We start from the raw sequence: 23,302 nt of genomic DNA on the forward strand, positions 1-23,302 counted from the left end.
CGCGTCACGGCGTACGCGGGGGTCGGGGCGTGGCGCGCGCCGCGGCCGGAGCCGCCGGGGGCGTGGCCCCGGGTGCGGCCGGGGTCCGTCCCGCCGCCGGGGCGGTGCTTCCGCCGCCCGAGCGCAGGCGTCCCGCGGCGGCGACCCGGATCGTGGCGTCGCCCTGCCGGTGGGCGGGCGCGGCACCGAGCCCGGACGCCGGGGCCGCGCCGGTTCCCCGCCCGGCGGTGAACGCGCCCCGGTCCGAGGTGATCAGCCCGGTGGCCAGTCCCGCCTCGACCAGCTTCTCCGCGTTCTCGCGGCCGACGGAGAAGCCGCGCCCCGAGGTGCTCCGCGCGTACAGGTCCTTGATCATGACCTCGGGGGCCATGCGGCCGCCGTACCGGTCCCGTCCCGCGTCGAACTCGGTGCGGCCGTGCTGCCAGCGGCCGGCGTTCTGGGCGAGGCACTGTTCGACGGGCACCTCGACCGAGAGCAGGACGCGTCTGTCGTAGCCGTCGGCGCGCAGATCGCCGAGGAGCTTCTCGTTCCAGCGCTGGTCGCGCAGGGTCGCGTCGTAGAGGAGGTTGTAGCCCTCGGCCCGCGCCCACTGCTCGAAGGCTCCCTGGAGGAACGCCGACTCGCGGTGGGTGAGCGAGGCCGTCTCGGACGGCGAGACCCGCCGTCCGTCGGACAACTCGAGGGAGTGCGCGGGCAGTCGAGGTGATCCGCCGTGCTCGAAGAGCGCCACCTTGAATTCGTCCGGGTCCAGCACCACATAGTCGCGTACGTCGACGCCGCGCACCCGGTTCAGGGCGCGCCCCAGCTCGTCGCCCTGACCCTGCCACTCGGCGAGCCCGCGCAGCGCGCCGCCCTTGCCGGCACCGGGGGCCCCGGCGGTGAGCAGCGCGGCATGCCCGTCGCGCGGCATGCCCGCGCAGCGCGCCGTGAAGTCCTCCAGGATCGCCGCGTGCATCCGCTCGCGGTCGGGAGTCCACAGCGCGCCGTGCCGGAACTGGCCGAACGTGTCGGCGTCCCCCGGCGCGAGATCACCGCCGGGTGACATCCGGGTCTGCAACTCCCGGTACAGCGAGCGGTATTCAGGTCTGAGCCCCGCCTCCGGCCCGTCGCCCGTGGTCATCGGCGCCGCTCGGCCCCGTCGGCCGGTCCGTCCGGCCGGCCGTCGATCCGGCGCTGGATCTCCGTCACGTCCTCGCGGGTCACCTGCCCGAGCAGCCGCGCCGCGGCGAGGACCGACAGCGTGTTGTCCTGATGGGTCGGCTCGGGGTGCCCCTCGTCCAGCCCCTCCTCGACCTCGAAGGGCCAGGAGGCGACGGTCGCGACCATCTCCTCGCGTTCGACGAATCCGGCGGCGTAGAGACCGAGGTAGGCGCGCAGGGACGGAGCCGGACCGTCGGCGGAGGCGCCGGGTGCGGGGGTGTCGTTCATGGCTGGAGTATTCCTCGTCTACCAGAGACTGGTCTCGTACGGATCCGGGTCCGGTCGGCGGGACGCGGCGACCGCGTCCTCGTACGACTCGACGGCGGGCGGCGTCTTCGGGCGGTGGCTGCCCTGCTTGCATCCGGCGAACGGGCCGCTCGGGGACCGGAGTTCGCTCAGCACGGCGCCGAGGTGGTCGCGGTGCCAGACGGCGGGTCCGGACGCACCCGCGGCCGGGTCGGTGTGTTCCTGCCAGGCCAGCCACAGCCCGTGCAGCCGGGCGACCGCCTCCGGGTGCTCCCACCAGCGAGGGCACCAGGGCTGCTGCGAGGTGACCTCGCGGCCGTAGACGGGGAGGAGCAGATCGGTGACCCAGACGGCGAGTTGAGCCATCTCCTCGGCGTATTCCGGGCCGTCGAGATAGAGGATGAACGGCGGAGCGGCGATGGGCTCCTGCTCGGCGGCGGCGGTGGTCATCGGGGGAGACTTCCCTTCGGCGGCGGATGTCATCGGCTGGTGATCCTTTCGGCCGCGCGGGCGGTGATGGCCTTCACCTCGGCCTGGGCCGCCGTCGCGATGCGGTCGGCACCCGGTTCGGCGTACCAGGGGCGGAGCCGGACCAGGGCGGGCCTGATGCCGGTCGCCAGGAGCAGGGCGGTGCCCTTGGGCATCGCGCGGATGCGGTCGGCGGGCAGGATGCGTTCCAAGCGGTACGAGGTCGACCGGGACCGCCCGTCCCTGCTCCTGGACCAGCTGACGGTCGACACGTCGTGCTCGCCGACCAGCCGGGAGATCTTCTCCACGAAGTCGGCGTCGTCCAGGCCCGCGCCGAGCAGTTTGATCGTGGCGGCGGACCAGAGCGCGTCCATCCCGGCCTCGCCCCACACACGTGAACCCTGCCGGTAACTCTGGAGCAGCGTCACGATGTTGATGCCGCGCGAGCCGAAGTGCGAGTACAGATCGGGGAGATCGGAGATCCGGCAGACGTTCGCCGCCTCGTCGAGGACCGCCGTCATCGGCGGTTCGAGCCGTCCGCCCATCCGCTCGGCGGCGACCACTCCCGCGCGCAGTACGGAGTCCGCGGCGGCCGCGACGACACCGGCCGCCGAGCCGCCGCCGTCCTTGGAGAGCAGATAGAGCGTGTCGGTGGACAGGACATGGCGGTCGGGGAAGAACTGCGGCAGCGCGGGATCCGGTGTCACCCATGCCGCGATCGACGGGTCGAGCAGGCAGGCCACACACTGGCGGGCGGTCTCGTAGATGCCGTCCCTGGTCTCCACGGCGCCCTGCACGGTGCCCTGCAACTGGTCCGCGAGTGCTGTCATCCCGGCGTCGCGCAGCAGGTCGACGGGCGTGCGGTCGGCCGGGTCGGCCAGCCAGCCGAGCACCTCGCCGATCTGCCGTCCGCCCCGGTGGGCAGCGTGGAAGAGGGCGGTGAGGGTGTTCTGGGCGGCCGAGATCCAGAAGTCGCGGCGGGACGCGTCGTCGTTGACCGCGCCCACGAAGTGCCCGGCCAGCCGGCGGGAGCCCTCGATCGTGGCGGCGTCGGCGAGCATGTCCCACCACAGGGCACGTGGGGTGTGGGCGATGCCCTGGGGGTCGAACGTCCAGACCCGGCCCACGCGTTCGCGCTCCGCCCGCGTCACGCTGTACACGTCCGCCTTGTTCGAGGTCAGCAGCACGCTGCCGCGGGCCCGCAGGACGCGCGGCACCGCGATGCCGGTGGACTTGCCCGCGCGGGGCGCCATCAGGTCGAGCTCGACGTCCTCGTAGCTGGAGCGGAGTTCGGGGCCGCGGGGCTCCAGGTTGCCGATGAGGTTCCCGGTGTCGTCTCGGGTGACCTTCGGCAGCTTGCCGAGCACCGGGCGGAGTTGGCGGGCCCGCCGCGCGGCTCCCTTGGGCAGGAGGCCGGCCAGCTCCTTGCGGCCCGCCAGGCCGGTGGGCGCGGCGACCCGGCGCCGTACGAGCACGACGAGGACGACGACGGCCGCCACGACGGTGCCGAAGACCGTCGCCATGCCCGCGGCGAGCGCGGTCGGCGAGGCTGCCGGCCACACCGTGCCGGGACCGTCCTTCACCAGTGTCGACAGGGTGGACAGGCTGAACGGCGGCGGGTGCCAGCCGGCGCCGCTCACGGCCGCGCCCAGGGTTCCGCCCAGCCACGCGCCGAAGAAGGTGATGCCTACGAGGAAGGCCGCCCCCGGCACGATCCAGGGAAGGAAGTCCTCCCCGCTGCCCGATGTCGTCCTTTTCGTGCCGCTCATCTCTGGTCCCCCTGTTGATGGTTGGAGCCCCCGCCGCCCCTGCCGCCCCCGCTGGCCCGCCGGCCCTGCCCGTCCCGCCGGCCCTGCCCGTCCCGTACTGGGACTGCGCCGCCGGACCCCCTGTCGCGCTCCGCGCTCGTCCTCAAGCGCCGGACGGGCCGGAACGTCCGATGGCCGGCACCTCGGTGCGGTGAGCGGGCCGCGCTCGTTCTCGACCGCCGGACGGGCCGGCCTGTCCGGCGGCCGGGTCCCGACTCCCCGACAGCGCCGGGTCGGTGACCCTCACCGCAACCCGCCCTCCCGCTTGGACAGCGACGGCTTGCCCGCCTCCGACCAGCGGGTGTTCGTGTTGTGCAGGGCCCGCTCGGTGTCGGTGATGGAGACCTTGATCGGAATGCCGGGGCGGCCGCCCACCTTGATCAGGAAGCGTCCGCGGCCGGGCGGTTCCTCGTTGCCGCCGGTGCTGGCCCAGCCGGGCGGGGACGACCAGGACGAGACGAGTTCGATCTCGCGCTCGGACATGCCGACGATCTCGCCGAGTTCCCGCATCTCCGACCGCGGGAGCCCCGCGCAGACGACCATCCCCGCCCGCTCCACGAAGCCGCGCGCCTTCGCGCGGTCGGATTCGCTGCCGAGGGCCTCGGCGTCCTTGAGGGTGTGGGTGATCTTCGCGTCGCCGAGGCCGAGCGAACGGTTCAGCCGGGTCAGCGCGTCGATCCGCTCCACGATGCCGGAGGCGGCCCGGAGCGGGCGCCACAGCTCGTCGAGGACGGTGAAGAACCAGCGCTGCGGGGCGAGCCCGGCATCCGCGAGCGCGTGCGCGGCGGCCACCGTGCCGAGCCCGTCCGACCAGGCCGCGAGCATCGCGGCGGCCGTCAGCTGGGTGTCCGCCTCGCCGATCCGGGAGATGTCCACGCAGACCGCCGGGGAGGCGGGGTTGATCCGGGTCGACGTCTCGGTGGCGAAGGTGTCGCCGAGCGGTCCGTCGAGCACGCCCAGCAGCGAGCGGTGCAGCGGGTCCACGGCCTCCTGGTAGCGGGCCTCGTTCCCGCGGTCCAGCGTCACCGCGCGGACCCGGTCGGGACCCTCGTCCAGCACCTTCAGCAGATCCGGCAGCAGGGGCGCTCGTCCCGGCTTGGTCCGCTCGGCGAGATGGTGCAGACAGGCGGACAGCACCGACTGCTCGTGGTCGTCCATCGGACGCCCGCGCACGATGGTGATCAGCGCCGCGACCATGTTCAGCACGCGGCCGTGCGCCTCCGCCGCGAGGATCCGGCCGCGTTCGCCGCCGATCCGGACCGCCGCCTCGCCCATCGCGCCCGGGTCGAGGACGTTGATGCCGCCGACCCCGCGTCCGATGGAGATCACCTGGCCGCCCAACGCCCGTACGGTGTCGGCGTAGTCGGGCTTCAGGTCACCGAGGACCAGGGGCGTGATGCCCGTCGCGGACATCCCGATCAGCATGCGGTTGACCAGGGTCGACTTGCCGAGGCCCGGCATGCCCAGCATGAAGAGCGACGGGTTGGAGATGTAACGGGCCCGGGTGAACCAGGAGATGGGGTCACCGCACACCGTCGCCCCGGTGTGCAGGTGCTGCCCGAGCGGCACCCCGGTCATCGGCGCGCCGGAGCCGGCTGCGAACGGCCACAGCCCGCACGCCTGCACGGTGGTCGCGCGCCACAGCGCGGGCGGGTCGACATGCCCGACCTGGCCGCCCGCGGGGCCGTACCAGCCCCGCGGTGGTGCGGTGGCCGGGGTTCCCGGCGTCCGCGGCATCGACTGCTTGCTCACAGCGCCTCCCTGATCTGGTACGGAACGAGGGTGTGCTCCCACGGCAGCAGGCCGACCGGCAGCGTGCACGTGAACGCGGAAGCCTGCATACGGTCCGCGGGGCGCATCAGGATGCGGGACGAGGCCTGGAGGTTGCGCACGGTGATGCCCGCGTCCTGCAACTGCTCCTCGTCGTCCACGGTGACCGTCACCATCAGCGAGAACTCCACGAGTCCCGCGCCCGCCGCCTCCTCGGCCGCGGTCTGCTCGGCGGCCTGCATCTCCGAACTGGCCCGCGCCTGCACGAGACCGCGCCGCGAGCCCGCCATGAAGTGCGCGGTGCGCCGGTCGGACTCGACGATGCGGGCGGAGGTCGCCGGATCGATGGGCCGGTAGATCAGCGAGACCCGCTTGCGCCGGGTTCCCGGAGCGGGCTCGAGGAGCCCGCGCAGGACACTGGAGCGGACCGTGCCGCGCGGCGCGAGCGTCAGCATCCAGGTGCGCGAGACACCCGAGTCGTGCTTGTACGAGGTGACGGTCTCGACGGCCGCGGCCGGGCCCGCGTCGCCCCACTCCAGCCCGGTCGTGGCGTGCTCGGCGCGGGCGCTGAGCACATCGGGCGCGATGGCGGGGTCGTACGCCACCCGGACGATCTCGGCGAGCCGGTCCGCCGCCAGCGGGTAGGCGCTGCCGCCGCCCGCGGCGACCAGCCCGGACAGCAGCCCGGGCAGCCGCATCGACAGGTCGGTGATGATGTCGTCCGTGCCGCGCTTGGGCCCGCCCGTCGGGCCGTAGGTGAGGGCGATGTACGTGTGCATCTCGGAGGACGCCGACGGGTAGCGCTGGACGACCTCCTCCATCACGGCGCGCGCGGCGGCCGGCGCGTCCGGCGTGATGCGCGGGAGCACCTCGGCCGCGAGCCGCGTCCCGGTGTCGGGAGCGGTCTCCACGACCACCTGGGCACCGCGCAGGCCCGGCTCGTGCGAGAGCCGCGCGAGCCAGTCGCCCCAGGAGGCCACCCAGATGTCGACCTGAGCGGGGTCGACCAGCGAACCGCCGTCCGGTTCACAGGCCAGTACCACCGTGTACAGGCCGCGGCCCGGGTGGTGCAGCACGCCGAAGGTGCGGTTGTAGGCGTCGCGGCCCTCGTGCATCCGGGTGCGCGCGAGCAGTCCCGGCGGCTGGTAGCGGCCGCCGGGGCGCTTGGACAGCGGCCCGGAGAGGTAGGTGTGCGAGCCGTTGGCCTTCCGCCGCATCCAGCCGAGGCGGATCGCGAGGACCTGGTAGACGTTGCGGCCGTCGACCGTGCGCAGCGCCAGCGGGGCGAGGAAGAGCCCGACCGGCACCAGGACGACGATCGCGGCGGCCAGCGAGACCAGCGACGCCAGCAGCGCCACCAGCAGTCCGCCGAAGGCGACGACGGTGCCGAGCAGACCCAGCGGACCGAGTCCGGGACGGCGGGGCCTGCGCCAGTTCCCGTACGTGGGACGCGTCATGGCGTCGGTGGACATGGGGTTCCTTCTTCCGGCTCGAAGCGCTGGATACGTACAGGGGTCGGAGTCCGGGGCGGCGGCCCCGCGGAGCCTCGGTGATCGCTCCGGCGGGATGCCTGGCCGGTCCGCGGACGTGCCGCGGTGGGGCCGAGCGGGTGCTGCCCCGAACTCCCTCGGCCTCGTGGCCTATTGGTTGTGGCCCTTCATCCCGTCGTTGTCGCCGAGGGAGTTGGCCACTTCGCTCGCCGCCGCGACACCGGTCTGCACGGCGACCGCCGCGGCCTGCACGGCGAGGGTCGCGCCGCCCGTGGCCGCGCCCGCTGCCGCGGCACCGCCCCCGGCCGCCGCGGCTCCGGCGCCGCCCCCGGCGCTGCCCGCGCCACCGCCGGCCGAGGATCCGGCACCGGCGGACGGCGAGCCCTGCGGACCGGCCGCGCCGCCTCCGCCGCCTCCGCCGGAACCGCCCGCGGCGATACTGACGGCTCCGGTGGCGATGTTGTTCGTCGCGTTGAGGGCGACCGTGCCGCCCGAGGTGCCGCCCAGGGCCGCGGTCGCCGGAACGATCAGCTTGAGCAGGGCCGGCAGGGCGAACACGGCCATGATCAGCATGCCCAGACCGGCGATGGTCTGGTCGAGGTTCTTGGTGTCCTTCGTCATCGACGTGGCCGAGTAGATGATGAGTGCGGCCGCCGGTTTGTAGAGCAGCCAGGCCGCGAGCCAACCGACGTGCTTCCTCCACCAGCCCTCGCCCCATCCGGTCATGGAGGAGGCGGCGGCCAGCGGCAGCGTGCCGACGAGCATGATCATGACGCCGATGCGGATGTACATCAGACAGATCTGCACGAAGCTCGACAGCATCACCAGCAGGCCGAAGATGAGGATGAGGCCCGGCTGGTTGAGGGTCAGCACACCGAGCACGGTCGACGCGGTGTTGCCGAGGTCGGACTTCTCGTACACATGCTGTGCGTACAGGTCGGAGGCCCTGGTGAGCGCCTGGACCACGGGCACGGCGACCGCGCCGACGAGGATGACCTTCCACATCCCCATGAACGCCTGCTTCATCGGCTGGCCCTTGCGTTCCAGCGCCATGCGGATCGCCGCGATCAGCAGCGAGGCCACGGCCACGTAGGCGACGATCCAGTCGACCTGCTGGTCGATCAGGCCGACGGGCCCGGAGGGGTCTTTCACGTCGACGTGCATCCAGACGCCGTTGAGCGCCTTGAGCACCTCGGAGGTCGCGTCGCCGATCGCCTTGGCGAAGGCGACCACGGCAGTGTCGGTGAACTGCGTACCGATCTCGTCGATCACGCAGTCGTACACCCGCCAGGAACAAGCCATCTCACGCCTCCCAGGTGACGAAGCCCTTGGTGCCGCTGATCTGCGACATGCCCGAATAGACGGTGCCGTCGGCGTCGGGCGCGAGCTTCCAGTCGCCGTCGAGCCACCGCAGGGTCACCGACGCGGTGCCGTAGGCGTCCTTGCCGGGGACACGCACCACGAACATCACCGTCGACCTCTCCTTGTCGTACGACAGGACCGTGAAGCCGGCGTAACCGCCCCCGTCGGGCGCGCCCGAGGTCGGCTTGTCGCCCGCCGCGGCACGGCTCTCGACGAGCGCGTCGCGGCCCGCGCCGGGGACGACCTGCCGGTCGACGACCTTGCGCCAGCCCGGGTAGCTCAGGTGGTCGGTGATGGCGTGGGCGGCCATCACGGAGCCCATCGGAGTGCGGGCGTAGCAGGACCAGACCGATCCGTCGAACGTGCGCGGGCCCGCCGACCTGGACACCGGCACCAGACCTGTCCCGTCGGCCTTCCAGGTGAAGTCCTTGGGTGCCCGCGTGGGCTTGGCCTGGTCGTGGTCATCGGTACGGCAGCCGGCGGGGCGGGTGTCCGACCCGCCGCTGCCGCCCCGGCCCGTGTCCGCGGAGGAGTCCGGCTTCCCGCCGGGACCGCCCGATGCGTCCGCCGCCTTCTCGCCCCCGCTCATCATCGTGAAGACGGCGAGCACGAGCAGCACCAGCAGGAACCCGGCCGACAGGATCCAGCCTCGCTGCTGCCAGAACGGCTGCTCCCACTCCCCGCTGCCGCCTTGGGACCGACCGGAGTTCAGCATGGTTGCGCTCCCTTCGCATCAGGTTCTGACGGGTGTGGTCAGGCGAAGACGAAGGTCACGACGGGGCCCGCGGTGGCCACCAGGACACAGCCGCCGAGCACCATGCCGAGGCGGCCCATGTGCTCCGAGCCCTCGCCACGGCGCATCGAGATCGCCATCATGGCGCCGGTGATGAGCACCCCCGCGACGCCCGCAGCGGTGCCGGCCCAGGCGAGGATGCCGAGGACGGTGTCGACCTTCCCGGTCAGCGCGCCCGGCGCGTTGCGGTTGGGGTCGGGGACCTTTCCGTCCGCCAGGTAGATGGACTGGTGGGCCTTGGCTGCTATCGCCTTGAACATGACTTCTCCCCGATGTGGCCGGCTGTCGGCGCAGACGTGCTGGACGCGTGCGGAACATGCCGGGCTGAGCGGAATCTGCTGGGTGTGCACGGCACTTGCCTGCTGTGAGCGGTACGCGAGGGCGACGGAGGACCGTGGGACGCCCGGGTTCCCGGTTGCACAGTGAGCTTGGCGACTCCTGTGGGTCCGGGCCAAGCGATGTAGTGATCCAGCACCTGTCGGTGACGTGTCCGTGACAGACGGGAAGAGACCGTCATGAAATACGAGGTGGGAGACCCCCGGAAAACAACTGAGGCACCCTCAGGTGCGAGGGTGCCTCAAGGGATCTTCGGCGGGTGCCGGGTGCCGGGTGCCGGGTGCCGGATGTCCGGCGCGGGACGCCCGGCGGAGCGGTCGGTACGGAGTCGCAGGGTGCGGAGTCGCAGGGCACGGAGCCGGTCGGCACGGAGCCGGTCGGTACAGAGCCGTCGGTACAGAGCCGGTCGGTACAGAGCCGTCGGTACGGAGCCGTCGGTACGGAGCCGTCGGTACGGAGCCGTCGGTACGGAGCCGGTCGGGGCGCCGTGGCCCTCAGAGCACGAAACCGACGATCGGCCCCGCCGTGGCGCCGATTACACAGGCGCCCAGGACCATCAGGAACTGGCTCAAGTGCTCTTCCACGTCACCGGACTTGACGGCGAGCGCCATCCGGGAGCCCACGATCATCAGACCCGCCACCCCGGCGGCGGTGACGAGCCACGCGATGATGCCGAGGACCTTGTCGAGCTCGGTGGTGACGGCGCCGGGCGGGGCTTCGGCCAGCGCTCCGACGGCGATCGTGTACAGGGCGGTCATGGTGCGGTCCTTCCGGTCAGTCGGGCCAGCGGTGCGATCTCGCGCGGCAGCGGTCCGGTGACGTCGCCGGTGCGCCACGCGGGTATCCACGGCACCCGGTAGACGTCTATGACCGAGTTGATCACCTTGACGCGCTGGGTGAGTTGGCGCGGCAGTCGCCCGGGCGCGTCCGCGACCAGGACGATGGCGTCGAGGTCGAGTCCCGGCGGCGCGTCTCCGCGACGGAAGATGTCGAGGGTGTGCGAGACGGCGTCCAGGCCCGCCGCGTGCGTACGCCCGACGAGCAGGACCGAGCCCGGCTCACCCTGGTCCGGGCGGGGCCAGTTGCGGCCCGCGTCATGGCCGCCGAAGACGCCGGCGAGCGTGGAGGCGCCGGCTCCGCCATGGGTGGCGACCCAGGAGAACTGCCGTGTGCTCACGGCGAGTTGCCGTTCCTCCTCGTGCTGCTGTCGCGGCTGTTCCGGTTCACCGACCGGTCCGCGAATCCATATCTCGGGCCCGCCCGGCCCCCGCGCCACATTGCCGCGCGGCGCCGCGCCCTCGCTCCCGTGCATCGGCACTCCTTCGTTCCCGCGCATGGCCACCCCCTCGTTCGCTCGCATTGCCACCTCCTCGATCCCCCGCATGGGCGCTCCGCCCTTCGTCCGTGCCCCGATCTTCCCGGCGGTGGAACGGGTTGGGTAACGGGGCGTGAGTTCCTGGGACGAGTCTGTGACGCCGCGGTGACGCGGGAATCGGGTGGGAGCCGAGAGACTCAACTGCATGTACACGACCGGATTTTGAGGCTGAGGGGAGCCGATGTCCAACGGGGGTGGATCCACCATGACCTGGGTGGTCGGCGGCGCTCTCGCCGTGGTGATCATGCCAGTGGTCATGATGGTCGCGGTGAGTGGAGCGCCGAGCGAGGCGGACACGGGGTCGGGCGGGGGCGGCGGGCTGAAGGACGGTGCCGTACCCCAGCAGTACGTGCCCTGGGTGCTCAAGGCGGGTGCCCTGTGCGATGTGATCAAGCCGGCGGTCATCGCCGCGCAGATCGAGGCCGAGTCGGGCTGGAACCCCAACGCCCGGTCCCCGGTGGGTGCGGAGGGGCTGTCGCAGTTCATGCCCGGCACCTGGCAGACCTGGGGGAAGGACGACGACGGCAACGGCCGGGTGTCTCCGTACGATCCCGGCGACGCGATCATGGCCCAGGGCCGTTACGACTGCGCCCTCGCCAAGCAGGTCGAGGGCTACAAGAACCGCGGTGAGGCGAGCGGTGAGACCCTCGACCTCGCCCTCGCGGCGTACAACGCGGGACCCGGCGCGGTGCACCAGTACGGCGGTATACCCCCGTACACCGAGACCCGGGACTACGTCGCCCGCATCAAGTCCCTGATATCCAAGTACGAGTCGGTGGACGATCCGCCGGGCAGGATCCCCGACGGGCAGCAGATGGCGATGCCGCTTCCCGGCACTCCGCGCATCACCTCCCCGTACGGCATGCGCATGCACCCGATCCTGCACCGCATGAAGCTGCACACCGGCATCGACTTCGCCGCCGCGGCGGGCACGCCGTTCACGGCGGCCCGGGACGGCAAGGTGATCTTCGCCGGCTGGTCCAACGGTTACGGCAACCGCGTGGTCATCTCGCACGGAAAGATCGGCGGCGACGAGATCGCGACGACCTACAACCACATGAGAAGCCGCCCCAGTGTGAGTGTCGGCCAGCAGGTGCGGGTCGGCCAGCGGGTCGGCGAGGTGGGATCCACCGGCCTCTCGACCGGACCGCACGCGCACTTCGAGGTCCAGCAGAACGGCACGTACGTGGATCCGGCACCCTGGCTGGGGCTGAAGTGAGGAGGGAGGCGAGGATGAGGACGACAGGTACGGGAACGGGCGGGGAGTCACGCAGGGCAACAGGTGCGGGGACGCGTACGAGCGCCTGTACGGGAACCCGCACGGGAGTCCGTGCGGGTATGGGCCGGAGGACGGTCACCGCGCTGGCGGTCGTGTCCGTGACCGGGGTGCTGGCGTTGACGGGCTGTGGCCTGCGGGACCATCGTGATGCGGTGGGCGCGCCGGGATCGTCGCCCTCCGTGATGCCCTCCGTGGCACCGAAGGCGCCCCTCCCGTCGGGCAGGCCGCTGGGCGCGGACGCACATGTCCCGAGCCCGTCGGGTGTCGACGGGACGGACGCGACGGAAGTATCGGAGGCGTGGGCGGAGGTGGCGTACGGCCATGACACGAAATACGACTACGGTCCGCACGACGCCGTGCTGCGTTCGGCCCGCTGGTTCACCGCGCCCAAGGCCGCGGCCGAGCGGTCGTACCACCCTGCGAGCGGGGCGGGCAACGAGTGGAACACCTGGGCCGGCCACCAGGCGTGGACCACGGTGGACGTGAGCCCGGACGACGACGCCGACGGCCCCGCCGACACGGCCGTCCTGGCCTATCGCGCCCTCTTCGTGGAGGGCACGGCCCACGGCCGCGACGGCTGGACGGGCACGGGCCCGCGCGCGAGCGTCTACCTCAAGCTCACCCGGGCCGGCGACGGCCGGCCGTGGCACATCTCCGACGTGGAGACGGTGGAGGCGGCGACCCCGCCGTCACCGCCGGCGTCCGCGTCGTCCTCGCCCTCGCCCGTGTCCTCGACCTCATCCTCGTCCGCGACCACCCCTTCGTGAGGGAACCGATGTCTCGACTCAGCCGCGAACAGAAGCGGGAACTCAAGCGGCAGCGCTCGGCGCCCGGTGCCGGGGGGCAGCCGACCGCCGCGATGACGCCGATCGAGGTCCATGTACCGGCATCGGCGGACGGCCCGGCGGGGGCCGCGGTCCGTGGCCCCGCGGGCGCCACAGGCGGTGCCACGGTCGGCGGGATGCCGGTCGTCGCCGCGCCCGGGGAGACGGTGCAGGGCGCGGTCCTGAGCTACCTCCACCGCCTCGCCCTCGCCACCGGGCACCCGGTCCTCGCCACCATCCACGACGAGCGCATCGGCTTCGTCGTACCGCTCCAGGTGCACGTCGACGGCTCCAGCCGCTATACGGGGGAGCCGGTACGCATGACGCCCCAGGCGCCGCACGCGCAGCCGCACGAACAGCGGGCCCACCGGAGCCCGCAGCCCCCGGCTCAGGAGCACCGCCACGCTCCGGCCCAGGAGCACCGCCACGCTCCGGCCGAGGGCCACTCCCAGCCTCCGGCCCGGAACTTCGCACAGCCCCCGGTTCAGCGGCACTCGCAGCCGCCGGTCCCGGAGACACAGCAGCCGCCGGTCCCGGAGGGACAGCAGCCGTCGGCTCCGGGGGTCCCGCAGCCGCCGGTTCCCGAGCGCCGGCACTCCGCGGTTCAGCAGCACCCGCACGCTCCGGCCCAGGAGCGCCCGCAGCAACCGGTTCAGGAGCGTCCGCAGTATCCGGTCAGTGACGTCCCGCAGCCGCCGGTCCAGGCACCTCAGCCCACGGCCCAGCGGCGCCCGGAGCCGCAGGCGTCGCCGCTTCCGCCCGCTCCGGTGCCCGCCGCGCGGTCGGCGGAGGCTCCGGAAACACCGGGTACTCCGCGCCGCGACAAGGCGACGTACGTTCTGCGGGCGGTACCGGAACCGAACACGCAACCGGCCCCACCGATGCCCGAGACGGCACCGGAGCCCGTACGGCGTCCGGAGCCCGCGGTGACCGCGGAGTTCGTGCCGCAGCCGCAGCCGCAGCCCCAGTCCGCGCCGGTGGTGACGCCGGAGTTCGCTCCCGCGCCTGCCCCCGTGCGGCGTCCGGAGCCCGCGGTGACGGCCGAGTTCGTGCCGCAGCCGCAGTCCGCGATGACCCCGGAGTCCGCGCACGGGACCGCTCCGGTGGCGATCTCCGGGTCGGGAGCGGCGGGAGCGCCAGGCGGGGCCGCCGATGCGGCGGCCGCTCCTGAGAGCGGGGCGGTCGCTCCCGCCTCCGGCCTGGAACCGGCGCCCGCGGCCGGGCAGGCCGCGCCCGGCACTCCCACGCCGTCCACCTTCGTGTTGCGGGCGGTACCGGCACCGAAGCCGCTGCCCGGGAGCGCGTCGACGCATGTGCTGCGGGCGGTGCCGGAGTCGGCGGCCGCCCCGACGCCCGCTCCGACGGGGGAGTTCGGACCGGCCCCGCTGGTCGACCCCGCCCCCGTGCCGATGCCCGCCCCCGTGCCGGTGGCTGCCCCGGGGCGGATGCCCGCTCCCGAGGCGATGTCCGCACCCGAGCCGACGTCGGCTCCCGAGCCCACGTCGGCTCCCGAGCCGAAGCCCGCTCCCGAGCGGAAGCCGGCCCCCGCGATGGACGCCTTGTCCCTGATGGCTTCGGAGCCGGAACCGGAGCCGAAGCCCGCTCCCGTGCGCGGCTTCGACGCCGTCGCCGAGTCGGTGCTCGGGCCGGGGCCGGAGGAGGCCGCGCCGGAGCGGGACGCCGCGGCGGCGTTCCTGGCGGAGCCCGTGGCCCGGATCAACGAGGCCGTGAAGATGGGCCGTATCGAGGCCGCCGCGGGGATGGCGGAGCGTGCCGTCGGCGAGGCGGCGCAGTCGCTGGGCCAGGAACACCCCGAGGTGCTGAAGCTCCGCGAACTGACCGCGTACATCGCCTACCTGGCCGGTGACGCCCTCAGGTCGTTCCATCTGTCGCTGGACCTCGCGCGGGTCCGCCGACGCCACCGCGACACCCGTGCCGCCTACGGCAACGTCCAGAGCGCGGCCGCCGCGTGGCGTGCCGTCCGCGACCCTCTCCAGGGACTGCACCTCGGGCGGGAATTGATCGGCGTGTGGACCGAGCTCACGGTCGACGGCGGCCCGGCCGCCGACGACATCGAACAGCTCGAATCGGCCCGCACCCGCATGGGCCGCCTCGCCGAACGCGCCCGTGCCATGGCGGACAGCCCTTACAACCAGACACCCCGCGCCCATGGCGAATGACGATCGGAACCGGCGGAACAGGAGCAGCGACGGGCTCGGCAAGGGGCTCGGCAAGGGGATCGGCAACGGGTTCGGCAACGGGCGCCGGAAGCGGAGCACGGACGGAACGGCGGGCGGGGGAGGGCACGCCCCGCACCCCCGCATCGAGCTGACGGTCAACGAGCTCACCGGCATCATGAGCTGGCGCACGCTTCAGCCGCGAGGCGCCGCCGGCCGGCCGGGTGGAACCGGCCGGGGCGTTCCCCGGACGGCCGGAGGGGGCCCGGCCGGTCTCCGTTCCGCGCGTTCCCACGGTGCCGCACCCGTCCCGACCCACCCGGCCGCCGTCCGCGCCGCCCTGAGTGTCCCCGTCGAGTCCCTCACCCCGGAGCAGGCAGGGAGTCACCTGGCCAGGGTCGGTGCCCTGCGCTCCCGCGTCGCCGCCGACCTGGCGGTCGGCGCACACCTGCCGGGTGCTGTGGCGGCCCGTATGCGCTCGGGTACCACCCCGGCCGCCGCGCACGCCCTCACGACGGAGCGCGCCGACACGGCCAGGAAGCTGACCCGTGGGGCCCCGGCACCGGGAGCGCCGCCGGCCGTCGCACGGCCCGTTCCCGGAGCCGCCCGTCCCCGCCGCTGAGCGGTTCGGTGACCGGGCCGCCCCGGTCCGGCGTCAGTGGACGCAGAACTCGTTCCCCTCGGGGTCCGCCATCACCACCCAGGCGCCCGCAGGTTCCTTCACGTCCCGGAGCACGCTCGCCCCCAGCGTCGTCAGTCGCTCGACCTCGTCGGCGCGCCGCCCCTCGCCGGGGTGCAGGTCGAGGTGGAGACGGTTCTTGACGGTCTTGGGCTCGGGGACGCGCTGGAAGAGCAGGCGCCGCCCGAGGCCGGTGCCGCGGTCCCTGTCGTAGGGGTCGTCGGGATGCCGTACGGCGATCAGGTCCCGGAAGGCCCGGCGGCCGTGGAAGTCGACGGTGGCCTCGGCCGGCAGGGCGCCGAGGCCGAGCAGCTGCTCGATGAAGGCGCTGTTGTCCTCGACCGTGTAACCGAGCGTGGCGGACCAGAAGTCGGCCTGCGCGTGCGGATCGGCGGAGTCGATGACGAGTTTCCAGTGGACGGGCGTGGGCCCGGGAGTAGACGTCATGAAGCCACTCTTGTGGTTCCGCGTCCGGGCGGGCAACGGAATCGCCGGGGCCGACCTCATGTCGTACGAGGGCGGGCCCCACCGTTCCGGTCCCCGGCTCGCTCCTTCCGGAGCCGTCGGCGCCCGGCGGACCGGACGGGTCCGCGCCTTACGAGGTGCCGTGCGGACCGGCCGGCCCGGCGGTACCCGCGGTGAGGGCGGCGGTCCCCGCTACCTCGGTGGAGGTGCACACGACCTCGGTGGAGGTACTCGCGCTGTCCGCCGACGCGACGGCACCAGTCGCGCCGGTTGCGGTGGCCGCGGGCTCAGCGGTCTCGGCCGCGGTCTCGGCGGCCGTCCCGGGCACGGTCGCGCGGGCCGACTCCCGCAGGGCCCGGGCACCCCGCCGCGCGGCGCGCAGCGCGTCGAACGTCAGGAGCGACAGCGCGAGCCACACCAGCGCGAACCCGGCCCAGCGCTCGGGCGGCATGGCCTCGTGGAAGTAGAAGATGCCGAGGAGGAACTGGAAGACGGGGGCCATGTACTGGAGCAGGCCCAGGGTGGACAGCGGCACGCGGATCGCGGCGGCGCCGAAGCAGACGAGAGGGACGGCCGTGACCAGGCCGGTCGCCGCGAGCAGCGCGGCGTGCCCCGGCGCCTGCGCACCGAACGTCGCGTCGCCGCGCGACCCCAGCCATACCAGGTACGCCACTGCCGGGAGGAACTGGATCGCGGTCTCGGCGGCGAGCGACTCGATGCCGCCGAGGTTGACCTTCTTCTTCACCAGGCCGTACGTGGCGAAGGAGAAGGCGAGGCAGAGGGAGATCCACGGCGGGTGGCCGTAGCCGATCGTCAGGACGAGGACGGCCGCGAACCCGACGCCCACCGCTGCCCACTGCACCGGCCGCAGCCGTTCCTTGAGGAGCAGCACGCCCATCGCGATGGTGACGAGGGGGTTGATGAAGTAGCCGAGCGAGGCCTCGACGACGTGCTCGGAGTTGACCGCCCAGATGTAGACGCCCCAGTTGACGGTGATGACCGTCGCCGCGATCGCGATCAGAGCCAGCTTGCGCGGCTGCCGCAGCAGTTCGCCCGCCCAGGCCCAGCGCCGCATCACCAGCAGTACCGCACCGACGACCACCAGCGACCAGGCCATCCGGTGGGCGAGGATCTCGACCGCTCCGGAGGGCTTCAGCAGCGGCCAGAACAGGGGGACGAGCCCCCACATCCCGTACGCCGCGAAGCCGTTCAGCAGACCTATCTGCTGCTCGCCCCTCGACTTCCCGGCCACCGGCGTCTCCTTCTTCTGCGACCTCGGACGCCTGCCGCGCCCCCTGTGCTCCGGACGCTCCCGTGCGGTCGGGGAACTTCCGTGCAGCCTGAAAGAAGGTAGCGCCGCACACCCCCACCTGTCATGCCCGTATCGCCATACGGTCATGACAGATGGGGGTGTGCGGGGCCGGGGCCGGTGTCCCCTGGGGGGCGTCAGCCCTGCAGTGCCGCCGCGACGGACTCGGCGATCGGCGTGGTCGGGCGGCCCGCCAGGCGGGACAGTTCGCCGGTGGTGACGGCCAGCTCGCCCTTCTCGATGGAGGCGTCGACGCCCGCGAGGATCCCGGCGAAGACCTCGGGCAGTCCGGCACCGGTCAGGATGCCGGTGAAGGCCTCGGGGGAGACGGAGTGGTAGGCGATCTCCTTGCCGGTCTGCCGGCTCAGCTCGGCGGCGTACTCGGCGAAGCCCCATGCCTCGTCGCCGCTGAGCTCGTACGTCTTGTTCTCGTGCCCCTCGCCCGTCAGCACCGCGACGGCGGCGGCCGCGTAGTCGGCGCGCGCGGCGGAGGCGATCCGGCCTTCTCCGGCGGCCTGGACGACGGCGTTGTGCTCCAGCACCGGGGCGAGGTTCTCGGTGTAGTTCTCGTGGTACCAGCCGTTGCGCAGCAGTGTGTAGGGCAGACCGGAGGCGAGCAGCACCTCCTCGGTGGCGCGGTGGTCGTCGGCCAGCGCGGCCGTCAGGTTGCCGGGGGCGCTGGTGTAGGCGAGCAGGGAGACTCCGGCCGCCTTGGCGGCGTCGATGACGACCCCGTGCTGCTGGACGCGGCCCTTGCCGAACTCGTTGCCCGAGATCAGCAGCACCTTGTCACCGGCCGAGAACAGGCCGTCGAAGGTCTCGGGGTTGTTGTAGTCGGCGACCGCGAGCCGTACACCGCGGGCCGTGAGGTCGGCGGCCTTGGCCTCGTCGCGTACGACGGCGGTGATCTGCTCGGCCGGGGTCTTCTCCAGCAGCTGCTCGACCACGTGACGGCCGAGGTGTCCGGTGGCTCCGGTGACGACAATGCTCATGACGTGCATCTCCTTGTGGGGTGCGGATGACACTCACCCTAAGAGCTGCACTAACTATTGGAAAGTACCCACCTTGAAGTAAGGTACTGGCATGGCCGTAAGTAACAAGGCAGCGGACGGGTACGACGCCGGCGAGGCGATGTGCCCCTACCGTCTGGTCCTGGAACATGTCACCAGCCGCTGGGGCGTCCTCGTCCTGATCGAGCTCCTGGAGCGTCCGTACCGCTTCAGCGAGCTGCGCCGGGCGATCGGCAGGATCGGGCGAGGGGTCAGCGAGAAGATGCTCACGCAGACCCTGCAGACCCTGGAGCGTGACGGGCTCGTCCATCGCGACGCCAAGCCGGTCATCCCGCCGCGCGTCGACTACTCGCTCACCGACCTGGGCCGCGAGGCCGCCGAGCAGGTCCGGTCGCTGGCGCTGTGGACCAATGAGCGCATGGCCGATGTCGAGCGGGCCCGCGTCGCGTACGACGAGGCCCGGGCGCTCAGGGCCCGGGCCTCCTAGAAACCGCCTGCGTACGGACTCAGCCGACGACCGTCCAGGTGTCGCCGCCGGCGAGGAGCGCGGCGAGATCGCCCTTGCCGTTCTGCTCGATGGCGGCGTCGAGCTGGTCGGACATCTGCCGGTCGTAGACCGGCCGGTCGACCGAGCGGAACACCCCGATGGGGGTGTGGTGCAGGGTGTCGGGGTCGGCGAGGCGGGACAGCGCGAAGGCGGTGGTCGGGGACGCGGTGTGCGCGTCGTGGACGAGGATCCGCGACGCGTTCTCGGGGGTGACGGTCACGACCTTGAGGTCGCCGGTGTGCTGGTCGCGGACCACTCCGCGGGCGCCGTCGACGCCGAAGCGGATGGGTTGCCCGTGCTCCAGCCGGATGACGGCTTCCTCGGCCTGCTGCCTGTCCTTGAGGGCCTCGAAGGCGCCGTCGTTGAAGATGTTGCAGTTCTGGTAGATCTCCACCAGCGCCGTGCCGGGGTGGGCGGCGGCCTGCCGCAGCACGTCGGTGAGGTGCTTGCGGTCCGAGTCCACGGTCCGGGCGACGAAGGACGCCTCCGCGCCGATCGCCAGCGACACCGGGTTGAAGGGCGCGTCCAGGGAGCCCATCGGCGTCGACTTGGTGATCTTGCCGACCTCGGACGTCGGGGAGTACTGGCCCTTCGTGAGGCCGTAGATGCGGTTGTTGAAGAGCAGGATCTTCAGGTTCACATTGCGGCGCAGGGCGTGGATGAGGTGGTTGCCGCCGATGGACAGGGCGTCGCCGTCGCCGGTGACGACCCACACCGAAAGGTCGCGGCGGGAGGAGGCGAGCCCGGTCGCGATGGCGGGGGCGCGGCCGTGGATGGAGTGCATCCCGTAGGTGTTCATGTAGTACGGGAAGCGGGACGAGCAGCCGATGCCCGAGACGAAGACGATGTTCTCCTTCGCCAGGCCGAGTTCGGGCATGAAGCCCTGGACGGCGGCGAGGATCGCGTAGTCACCGCAGCCGGGGCACCAGCGCACTTCCTGATCGGACTTGAAGTCCTTCATGGACTGCCTGGCCTCGGCCTTTGGGACGAGAGAAAGCGCCTCGATCGTGCCCGTGCCTTCCGTTGACGTGTCAGCCATCGATGGCCTCCTTGAGAGCCGTGGCGAGCTGCTCAGCCTTGAACGGCATGCCGTTGACCTGGTTGTACGAGTGCGCGTCCACCAGATACTTCGCCCGGACCAGGGTGGCGAGCTGACCGAGGTTCATCTCGGGAATCACCACCTTGTCGTAGCTCTTCAGCACCGCGCCCAGATTCCGCGGGAAGGGGTTGAGGTGGCGCAGATGGGCCTGCGCGATGCTCTCCCCGGCATTGCGCAGCCGGCGTACCGCCGCGGTGATGGGTCCGTACGTCGAACCCCAGCCCAGTACAAGGGTGTCGGCCGCACGGTCGGTGCCCGCGCCGGGGTCGTCGACCTCGAGGTCGGGCACGTCGATGCCGTCGATCTTGGCCTGGCGGGTGCGGACCATGAAGTCGTGGTTGGCGGGGTCGTAGGAGATGTTGCCGCTGCCGTCCTGCTTCTCGATACCGCCGATGCGGTGCTCCAGGCCGGGTGTTCCGGGGATGGCCCAGGGCCGCGCGAGGGTTCCGGGGTCGCGCTTGTAGGGCCAGAAGACCTCGGTGCCGTCCTCCAGCGTGTGGTTGGGCCCCTGGGCGAACTGCACGCGCAGGTCCGGGAGTTCGTCGGTCTCCGGGATGCGCCACGGCTCGCTGCCGTTGGCCAGGTAGCCGTCGGAGAGCAGCAGTACGGGCGTCCGGTACATCAGCGCGATCCGGGCCGCCTCCATCGCCGCGTCGAAGCAGTCGGCCGGAGTCCTGGGCGCGACCACCGGCACCGGGGCCTCGCCGTTGCGTCCGTACATCGCCTGCAGCAGGTCGGCCTGTTCGGTCTTGGTCGGCAGACCGGTCGACGGTCCGCCGCGCTGGATGTCGATGACGAGCAGCGGCAGTTCGAGCGAGACGGCGAGCCCGATCGTCTCCGACTTCAGGGCCACACCGGGGCCGGACGTCGTCGTCACGGCGAGCGAGCCGCCGAACGCGGCGCCGAGCGCGGCGCCGATGCCCGCGATCTCGTCCTCGGCCTGGAAGGTGCGCACCCCGAAGTTCTTGTGCTTCGACAGCTCGTGCAGGATGTCGGAGGCCGGGGTGATGGGGTAGGAGCCCAGGTAGAGCGGCAGGTCGGCCTGCTGGGAGGCGGCGATCAGGCCGTACGACAGGGCGAGGTTCCCGGAGATGTTCCGGTAGGTGCCGACGGGGAAGGCCTTCGTCGCCGGGGCGATCTCGTAGGAGACGGCGAAGTCCTCGGTCGTCTCGCCGAAGTTCCAACCGGCCCTGAACGCGGCGAGGTTGGCGGCGGCGATGTCGGGCTTCTTGGCGAACTTGGTCCGCAGGAACTTCTCGGTGCCCTCGGTCGGCCGGTGATACATCCACGACAGCAGTCCGAGCGCGAACATGTTCTTGCTCCGCTCGGCCTCCTTGCGGGAGAGCTCGAACTCCTTGAGCGCCTCGACGGTCATCGTCGTGAGCGGCACGGGATGGACGTTGTAGCCGTCCAGCGAGCCGTCCTCCAGCGGGTTGGCCGCGTAGCCGACCTTCTGCATGGCCCGTTTGGTGAACTCGTCGGTGTTGACGATGATCTCCGCGCCGCGCGGCACATCGGCGATATTCGCCTTCAGCGCGGCCGGGTTCATGGCCACGAGCACGTTGGGCGCGTCACCGGGCGTCAGGATGTCGTGGTCGGCGAAGTGCAGTTGAAAAGACGAAACGCCCGGCAGGGTACCTGCGGGCGCGCGAATTTCGGCAGGGAAGTTCGGCAGAGTCGAGAGGTCGTTGCCGAAGGAGGCCGTTTCCGAGGTGAAGCGGTCGCCGGTGAGTTGCATACCGTCACCGGAGTCCCCCGCGAACCGGATGATGACCCGGTCGAGCCGGCGGACGTCCTTCGTCCCCGGCGGTTTGCGCTGTTCTCCTACGACGGCTTCGTCGGCCTGTTCCGTTGGGCTGCTGACCTTGCTCGTCACTGAACTGGACCTCCTTTGAGGCGGCTGTCCGGGAGGGGCCTTCCCGAAGGCCCTTCCTTTTTCAACCCTACGTCGGTAAGGGTCGCCTTCCTTAGGCCATTCGCATGATGGACACTATTTTGAGACGGTCTGACGCCCTGACTTGTCACGATTTTTCCCGCCCCCGGTCCTTTCTTCGAATGACGCTCCTGGCCCACCCCTCGGTTCTGTTCAACAACTGACACAGTGTCAGCCGGTCACGAGTTCAGGTAGGTGAGGACGGCCAGAACACGCCGGTGATCCCCGTCACTTTGCGACAGGCCCAGCTTCTGGAAGATGTTGCTGACGTGCTTCTCGACGGCGCCGTCGCTGACCACCAGCTGGCGGGCGACGGCGGAATTCGTCCGGCCCTCGGCCATGAGCCCCAGCACTTCCCGCTCCCGCGGTGTCAGCCCTGCCAGCACGTCCTGCTTGCGGCTGCGGCCCAGCAGCTGCGCCACGACCTCCGGGTCCAGCGCGGTACCCCCCTGGGCCACCCGCACCACCGCGTCCACGAACTCGCGCACCTCGGCGACCCGGTCCTTGAGCAGGTAACCGACGCCATGACTCGAACCGGCCAGCAGTTCGGTGGCGTAGCGCTCCTCCACGTACTGCGACAGCACGAGCACACCGAGTCCGGGATGGGCCTTGCGCAGCTGCACGGCCGCCCTCACGCCTTCGTCGGTGTGCGTCGGCGGCATCCTCACGTCCGCGACCACGACGTCCGGCAGCGCGTCCTGCGCCGCGAACTCGGTGATGGTCTTGATCAGCGCCTCGCCGTCCCCGACCCCCGCCACCACGTCGTGCCCGCGGTCGGTCAGCAACCGGGTCAGGCCCTCCCTGAGCAGCACTGAATCCTCGGCGATGACCACCCGCACCCTGTCCTCCACGATTCCTCGGCCCCCCAGAGCCCACCCCGGACCGTCCCCGGCTCCGCCGGATTCGTTCCCGCTCGTACGACAGACCCCAGCATTCCAGCATTCGGACCGGGATGCGCCCGGGCGACGTGAATAGGGGTGCGGCTCGGAGGATCGATCTCTCTGTCCACGTGCCCGGCCGATCTTCGGCGGGGCACCCCGGTGGGGTACCCGTTCGTGGGCACCCCGGTCTCGCGGCAGGGGCGGTGCCCCCACTCTGGGTGGGGGCACCGCCCCTGGGGGATCTCCCCGGC

At 72.0% G+C, this 23,302-nt stretch carries 22 protein-coding genes; 5 read left to right on the forward strand and 17 right to left on the reverse strand.

Annotated features, from left to right (window positions below; all coding sequences use genetic code 11):
• Window positions 1-4 precede the first annotated feature (4 nt).
• From OG788_RS26550 to OG788_RS26600, 11 genes are all read right to left on the reverse strand, one after another.
• On the reverse strand, window positions 5-1,120 hold the full coding sequence (locus OG788_RS26550; RefSeq protein WP_406373929.1) for a zeta toxin family protein: 1,116 nt from the start codon (window positions 1,118-1,120) through the stop codon (window positions 5-7).
• The gene (locus tag OG788_RS26555) at window positions 1,117-1,428 is read right to left on the reverse strand and encodes a hypothetical protein (protein ID WP_406373931.1); all 312 of its coding nucleotides are present in this window, start codon (window positions 1,426-1,428) and stop codon (window positions 1,117-1,119) included. Before OG788_RS26555 ends, OG788_RS26550 begins: the two co-directional genes overlap by 4 nt.
• 18 nt (window positions 1,429-1,446) lie before the next feature.
• A complete protein-coding gene (locus OG788_RS26560; protein WP_406376851.1) occupies window positions 1,447-1,896 on the reverse strand; it encodes a DUF4913 domain-containing protein in 450 nt (149 codons plus the stop codon).
• Between the two features lie 29 nt (window positions 1,897-1,925).
• Window positions 1,926-3,683, reverse strand: coding sequence for a type IV secretory system conjugative DNA transfer family protein (locus OG788_RS26565; protein WP_406373932.1), 1,758 nt, complete (start codon window positions 3,681-3,683; stop codon window positions 1,926-1,928).
• 282 nt (window positions 3,684-3,965) lie between these two features.
• Window positions 3,966-5,459: an ATP/GTP-binding protein gene (locus OG788_RS26570; RefSeq protein ID WP_406376852.1), complete on the reverse strand. Its 1,494-nt coding sequence runs from the start codon at window positions 5,457-5,459 to the stop codon at window positions 3,966-3,968.
• An 11-nt stretch (window positions 5,460-5,470) separates the two neighbouring features.
• Entirely contained in the window at window positions 5,471-6,964 is a 1,494-nt protein-coding gene (locus OG788_RS26575; RefSeq protein WP_351554980.1) for an SCO6880 family protein, read from the reverse strand.
• 168 nt (window positions 6,965-7,132) lie between these two features.
• Window positions 7,133-8,284 (reverse strand): hypothetical protein, encoded by a 1,152-nt coding sequence (locus tag OG788_RS26580; RefSeq protein ID WP_406373934.1) that lies wholly within the window; start codon window positions 8,282-8,284, stop codon window positions 7,133-7,135.
• Between the two features lies 1 nt (window position 8,285).
• Entirely contained in the window at window positions 8,286-9,059 is a 774-nt protein-coding gene (locus tag OG788_RS26585) for a hypothetical protein (RefSeq protein ID WP_406373936.1), read from the reverse strand.
• Between the two features lie 38 nt (window positions 9,060-9,097).
• On the reverse strand, window positions 9,098-9,397 hold the full coding sequence (locus OG788_RS26590) for a hypothetical protein (protein WP_351554971.1): 300 nt from the start codon (window positions 9,395-9,397) through the stop codon (window positions 9,098-9,100).
• A 570-nt stretch (window positions 9,398-9,967) separates the two neighbouring features.
• A complete protein-coding gene (locus OG788_RS26595; protein WP_266761630.1) occupies window positions 9,968-10,231 on the reverse strand; it encodes a hypothetical protein in 264 nt (87 codons plus the stop codon).
• Window positions 10,228-10,785, reverse strand: a complete 558-nt coding sequence (locus OG788_RS26600; protein ID WP_406376853.1) for a DUF6668 family protein — start codon at window positions 10,783-10,785, stop codon at window positions 10,228-10,230. The genes OG788_RS26595 and OG788_RS26600 overlap by 4 nt, the downstream gene beginning before the upstream one ends.
• 268 nt (window positions 10,786-11,053) lie before the next feature.
• Here OG788_RS26600 and OG788_RS26605 point away from each other — a divergent pair, with 268 nt between their 5' ends.
• From OG788_RS26605 to OG788_RS26620, 4 genes are all read left to right on the forward strand, one after another.
• Window positions 11,054-12,067 carry a peptidoglycan DD-metalloendopeptidase family protein gene (locus OG788_RS26605; RefSeq protein ID WP_406373938.1) on the forward strand — a complete coding sequence of 338 codons (1,014 nt, stop codon included), beginning with the start codon at window positions 11,054-11,056 and terminating at the stop codon, window positions 12,065-12,067.
• Window positions 12,068-12,186: 119 nt separating this feature from the next.
• The gene (locus tag OG788_RS26610) at window positions 12,187-12,894 is read left to right on the forward strand and encodes a hypothetical protein (protein ID WP_351554962.1); all 708 of its coding nucleotides are present in this window, start codon (window positions 12,187-12,189) and stop codon (window positions 12,892-12,894) included.
• 8 nt (window positions 12,895-12,902) lie between these two features.
• A complete protein-coding gene (locus tag OG788_RS26615) occupies window positions 12,903-15,131 on the forward strand; it encodes a hypothetical protein (RefSeq protein WP_406373940.1) in 2,229 nt (742 codons plus the stop codon).
• On the forward strand, window positions 15,121-15,750 hold the full coding sequence (locus OG788_RS26620) for a hypothetical protein (protein ID WP_406373942.1): 630 nt from the start codon (window positions 15,121-15,123) through the stop codon (window positions 15,748-15,750). Before OG788_RS26615 ends, OG788_RS26620 begins: the two co-directional genes overlap by 11 nt.
• Before the next feature lie 33 nt (window positions 15,751-15,783).
• Here OG788_RS26620 and OG788_RS26625 read toward each other — a convergent pair whose 3' ends face one another.
• The 3 genes from OG788_RS26625 to OG788_RS26635 all read right to left on the reverse strand — a co-directional run bounded on the left by OG788_RS26625 (window position 15,784) and on the right by OG788_RS26635 (window position 18,573).
• Window positions 15,784-16,254: a VOC family protein gene (locus OG788_RS26625; RefSeq protein WP_406373944.1), complete on the reverse strand. Its 471-nt coding sequence runs from the start codon at window positions 16,252-16,254 to the stop codon at window positions 15,784-15,786.
• A 148-nt stretch (window positions 16,255-16,402) separates the two neighbouring features.
• Window positions 16,403-17,524, reverse strand: a complete 1,122-nt coding sequence (gene rarD, locus OG788_RS26630; RefSeq protein WP_406373946.1) for an EamA family transporter RarD — start codon at window positions 17,522-17,524, stop codon at window positions 16,403-16,405.
• A gap of 194 nt (window positions 17,525-17,718) precedes the next feature.
• Entirely contained in the window at window positions 17,719-18,573 is an 855-nt protein-coding gene (locus tag OG788_RS26635) for an SDR family oxidoreductase (protein WP_406373948.1), read from the reverse strand.
• Window positions 18,574-18,664: 91 nt separating this feature from the next.
• Here OG788_RS26635 and OG788_RS26640 point away from each other — a divergent pair, with 91 nt between their 5' ends.
• The gene (locus OG788_RS26640) at window positions 18,665-19,078 is read left to right on the forward strand and encodes a winged helix-turn-helix transcriptional regulator (protein WP_406373950.1); all 414 of its coding nucleotides are present in this window, start codon (window positions 18,665-18,667) and stop codon (window positions 19,076-19,078) included.
• A 19-nt stretch (window positions 19,079-19,097) separates the two neighbouring features.
• Here the strand turns inward: OG788_RS26640 and OG788_RS26645 are convergent, their stop codons facing one another.
• The 3 genes from OG788_RS26645 to OG788_RS26655 form a co-directional block, all read right to left on the reverse strand.
• The gene (locus tag OG788_RS26645; RefSeq protein ID WP_406373952.1) at window positions 19,098-20,177 is read right to left on the reverse strand and encodes a 2-oxoacid:ferredoxin oxidoreductase subunit beta; all 1,080 of its coding nucleotides are present in this window, start codon (window positions 20,175-20,177) and stop codon (window positions 19,098-19,100) included.
• A complete protein-coding gene (locus OG788_RS26650) occupies window positions 20,170-22,113 on the reverse strand; it encodes a 2-oxoacid:acceptor oxidoreductase subunit alpha (protein WP_406373954.1) in 1,944 nt (647 codons plus the stop codon). The genes OG788_RS26645 and OG788_RS26650 overlap by 8 nt, the downstream gene beginning before the upstream one ends.
• A 236-nt stretch (window positions 22,114-22,349) precedes the next feature.
• Window positions 22,350-23,009, reverse strand: coding sequence for a response regulator transcription factor (locus OG788_RS26655; protein WP_323178795.1), 660 nt, complete (start codon window positions 23,007-23,009; stop codon window positions 22,350-22,352).
• Between the last annotated feature and the right edge of the window lie 293 nt (window positions 23,010-23,302).

The sequence above is a fragment of the Streptomyces sp. NBC_00647 genome, assembly GCF_045207245.1.
Classification (GTDB): Bacteria; Actinomycetota; Actinomycetes; order Streptomycetales; family Streptomycetaceae; genus Streptomyces.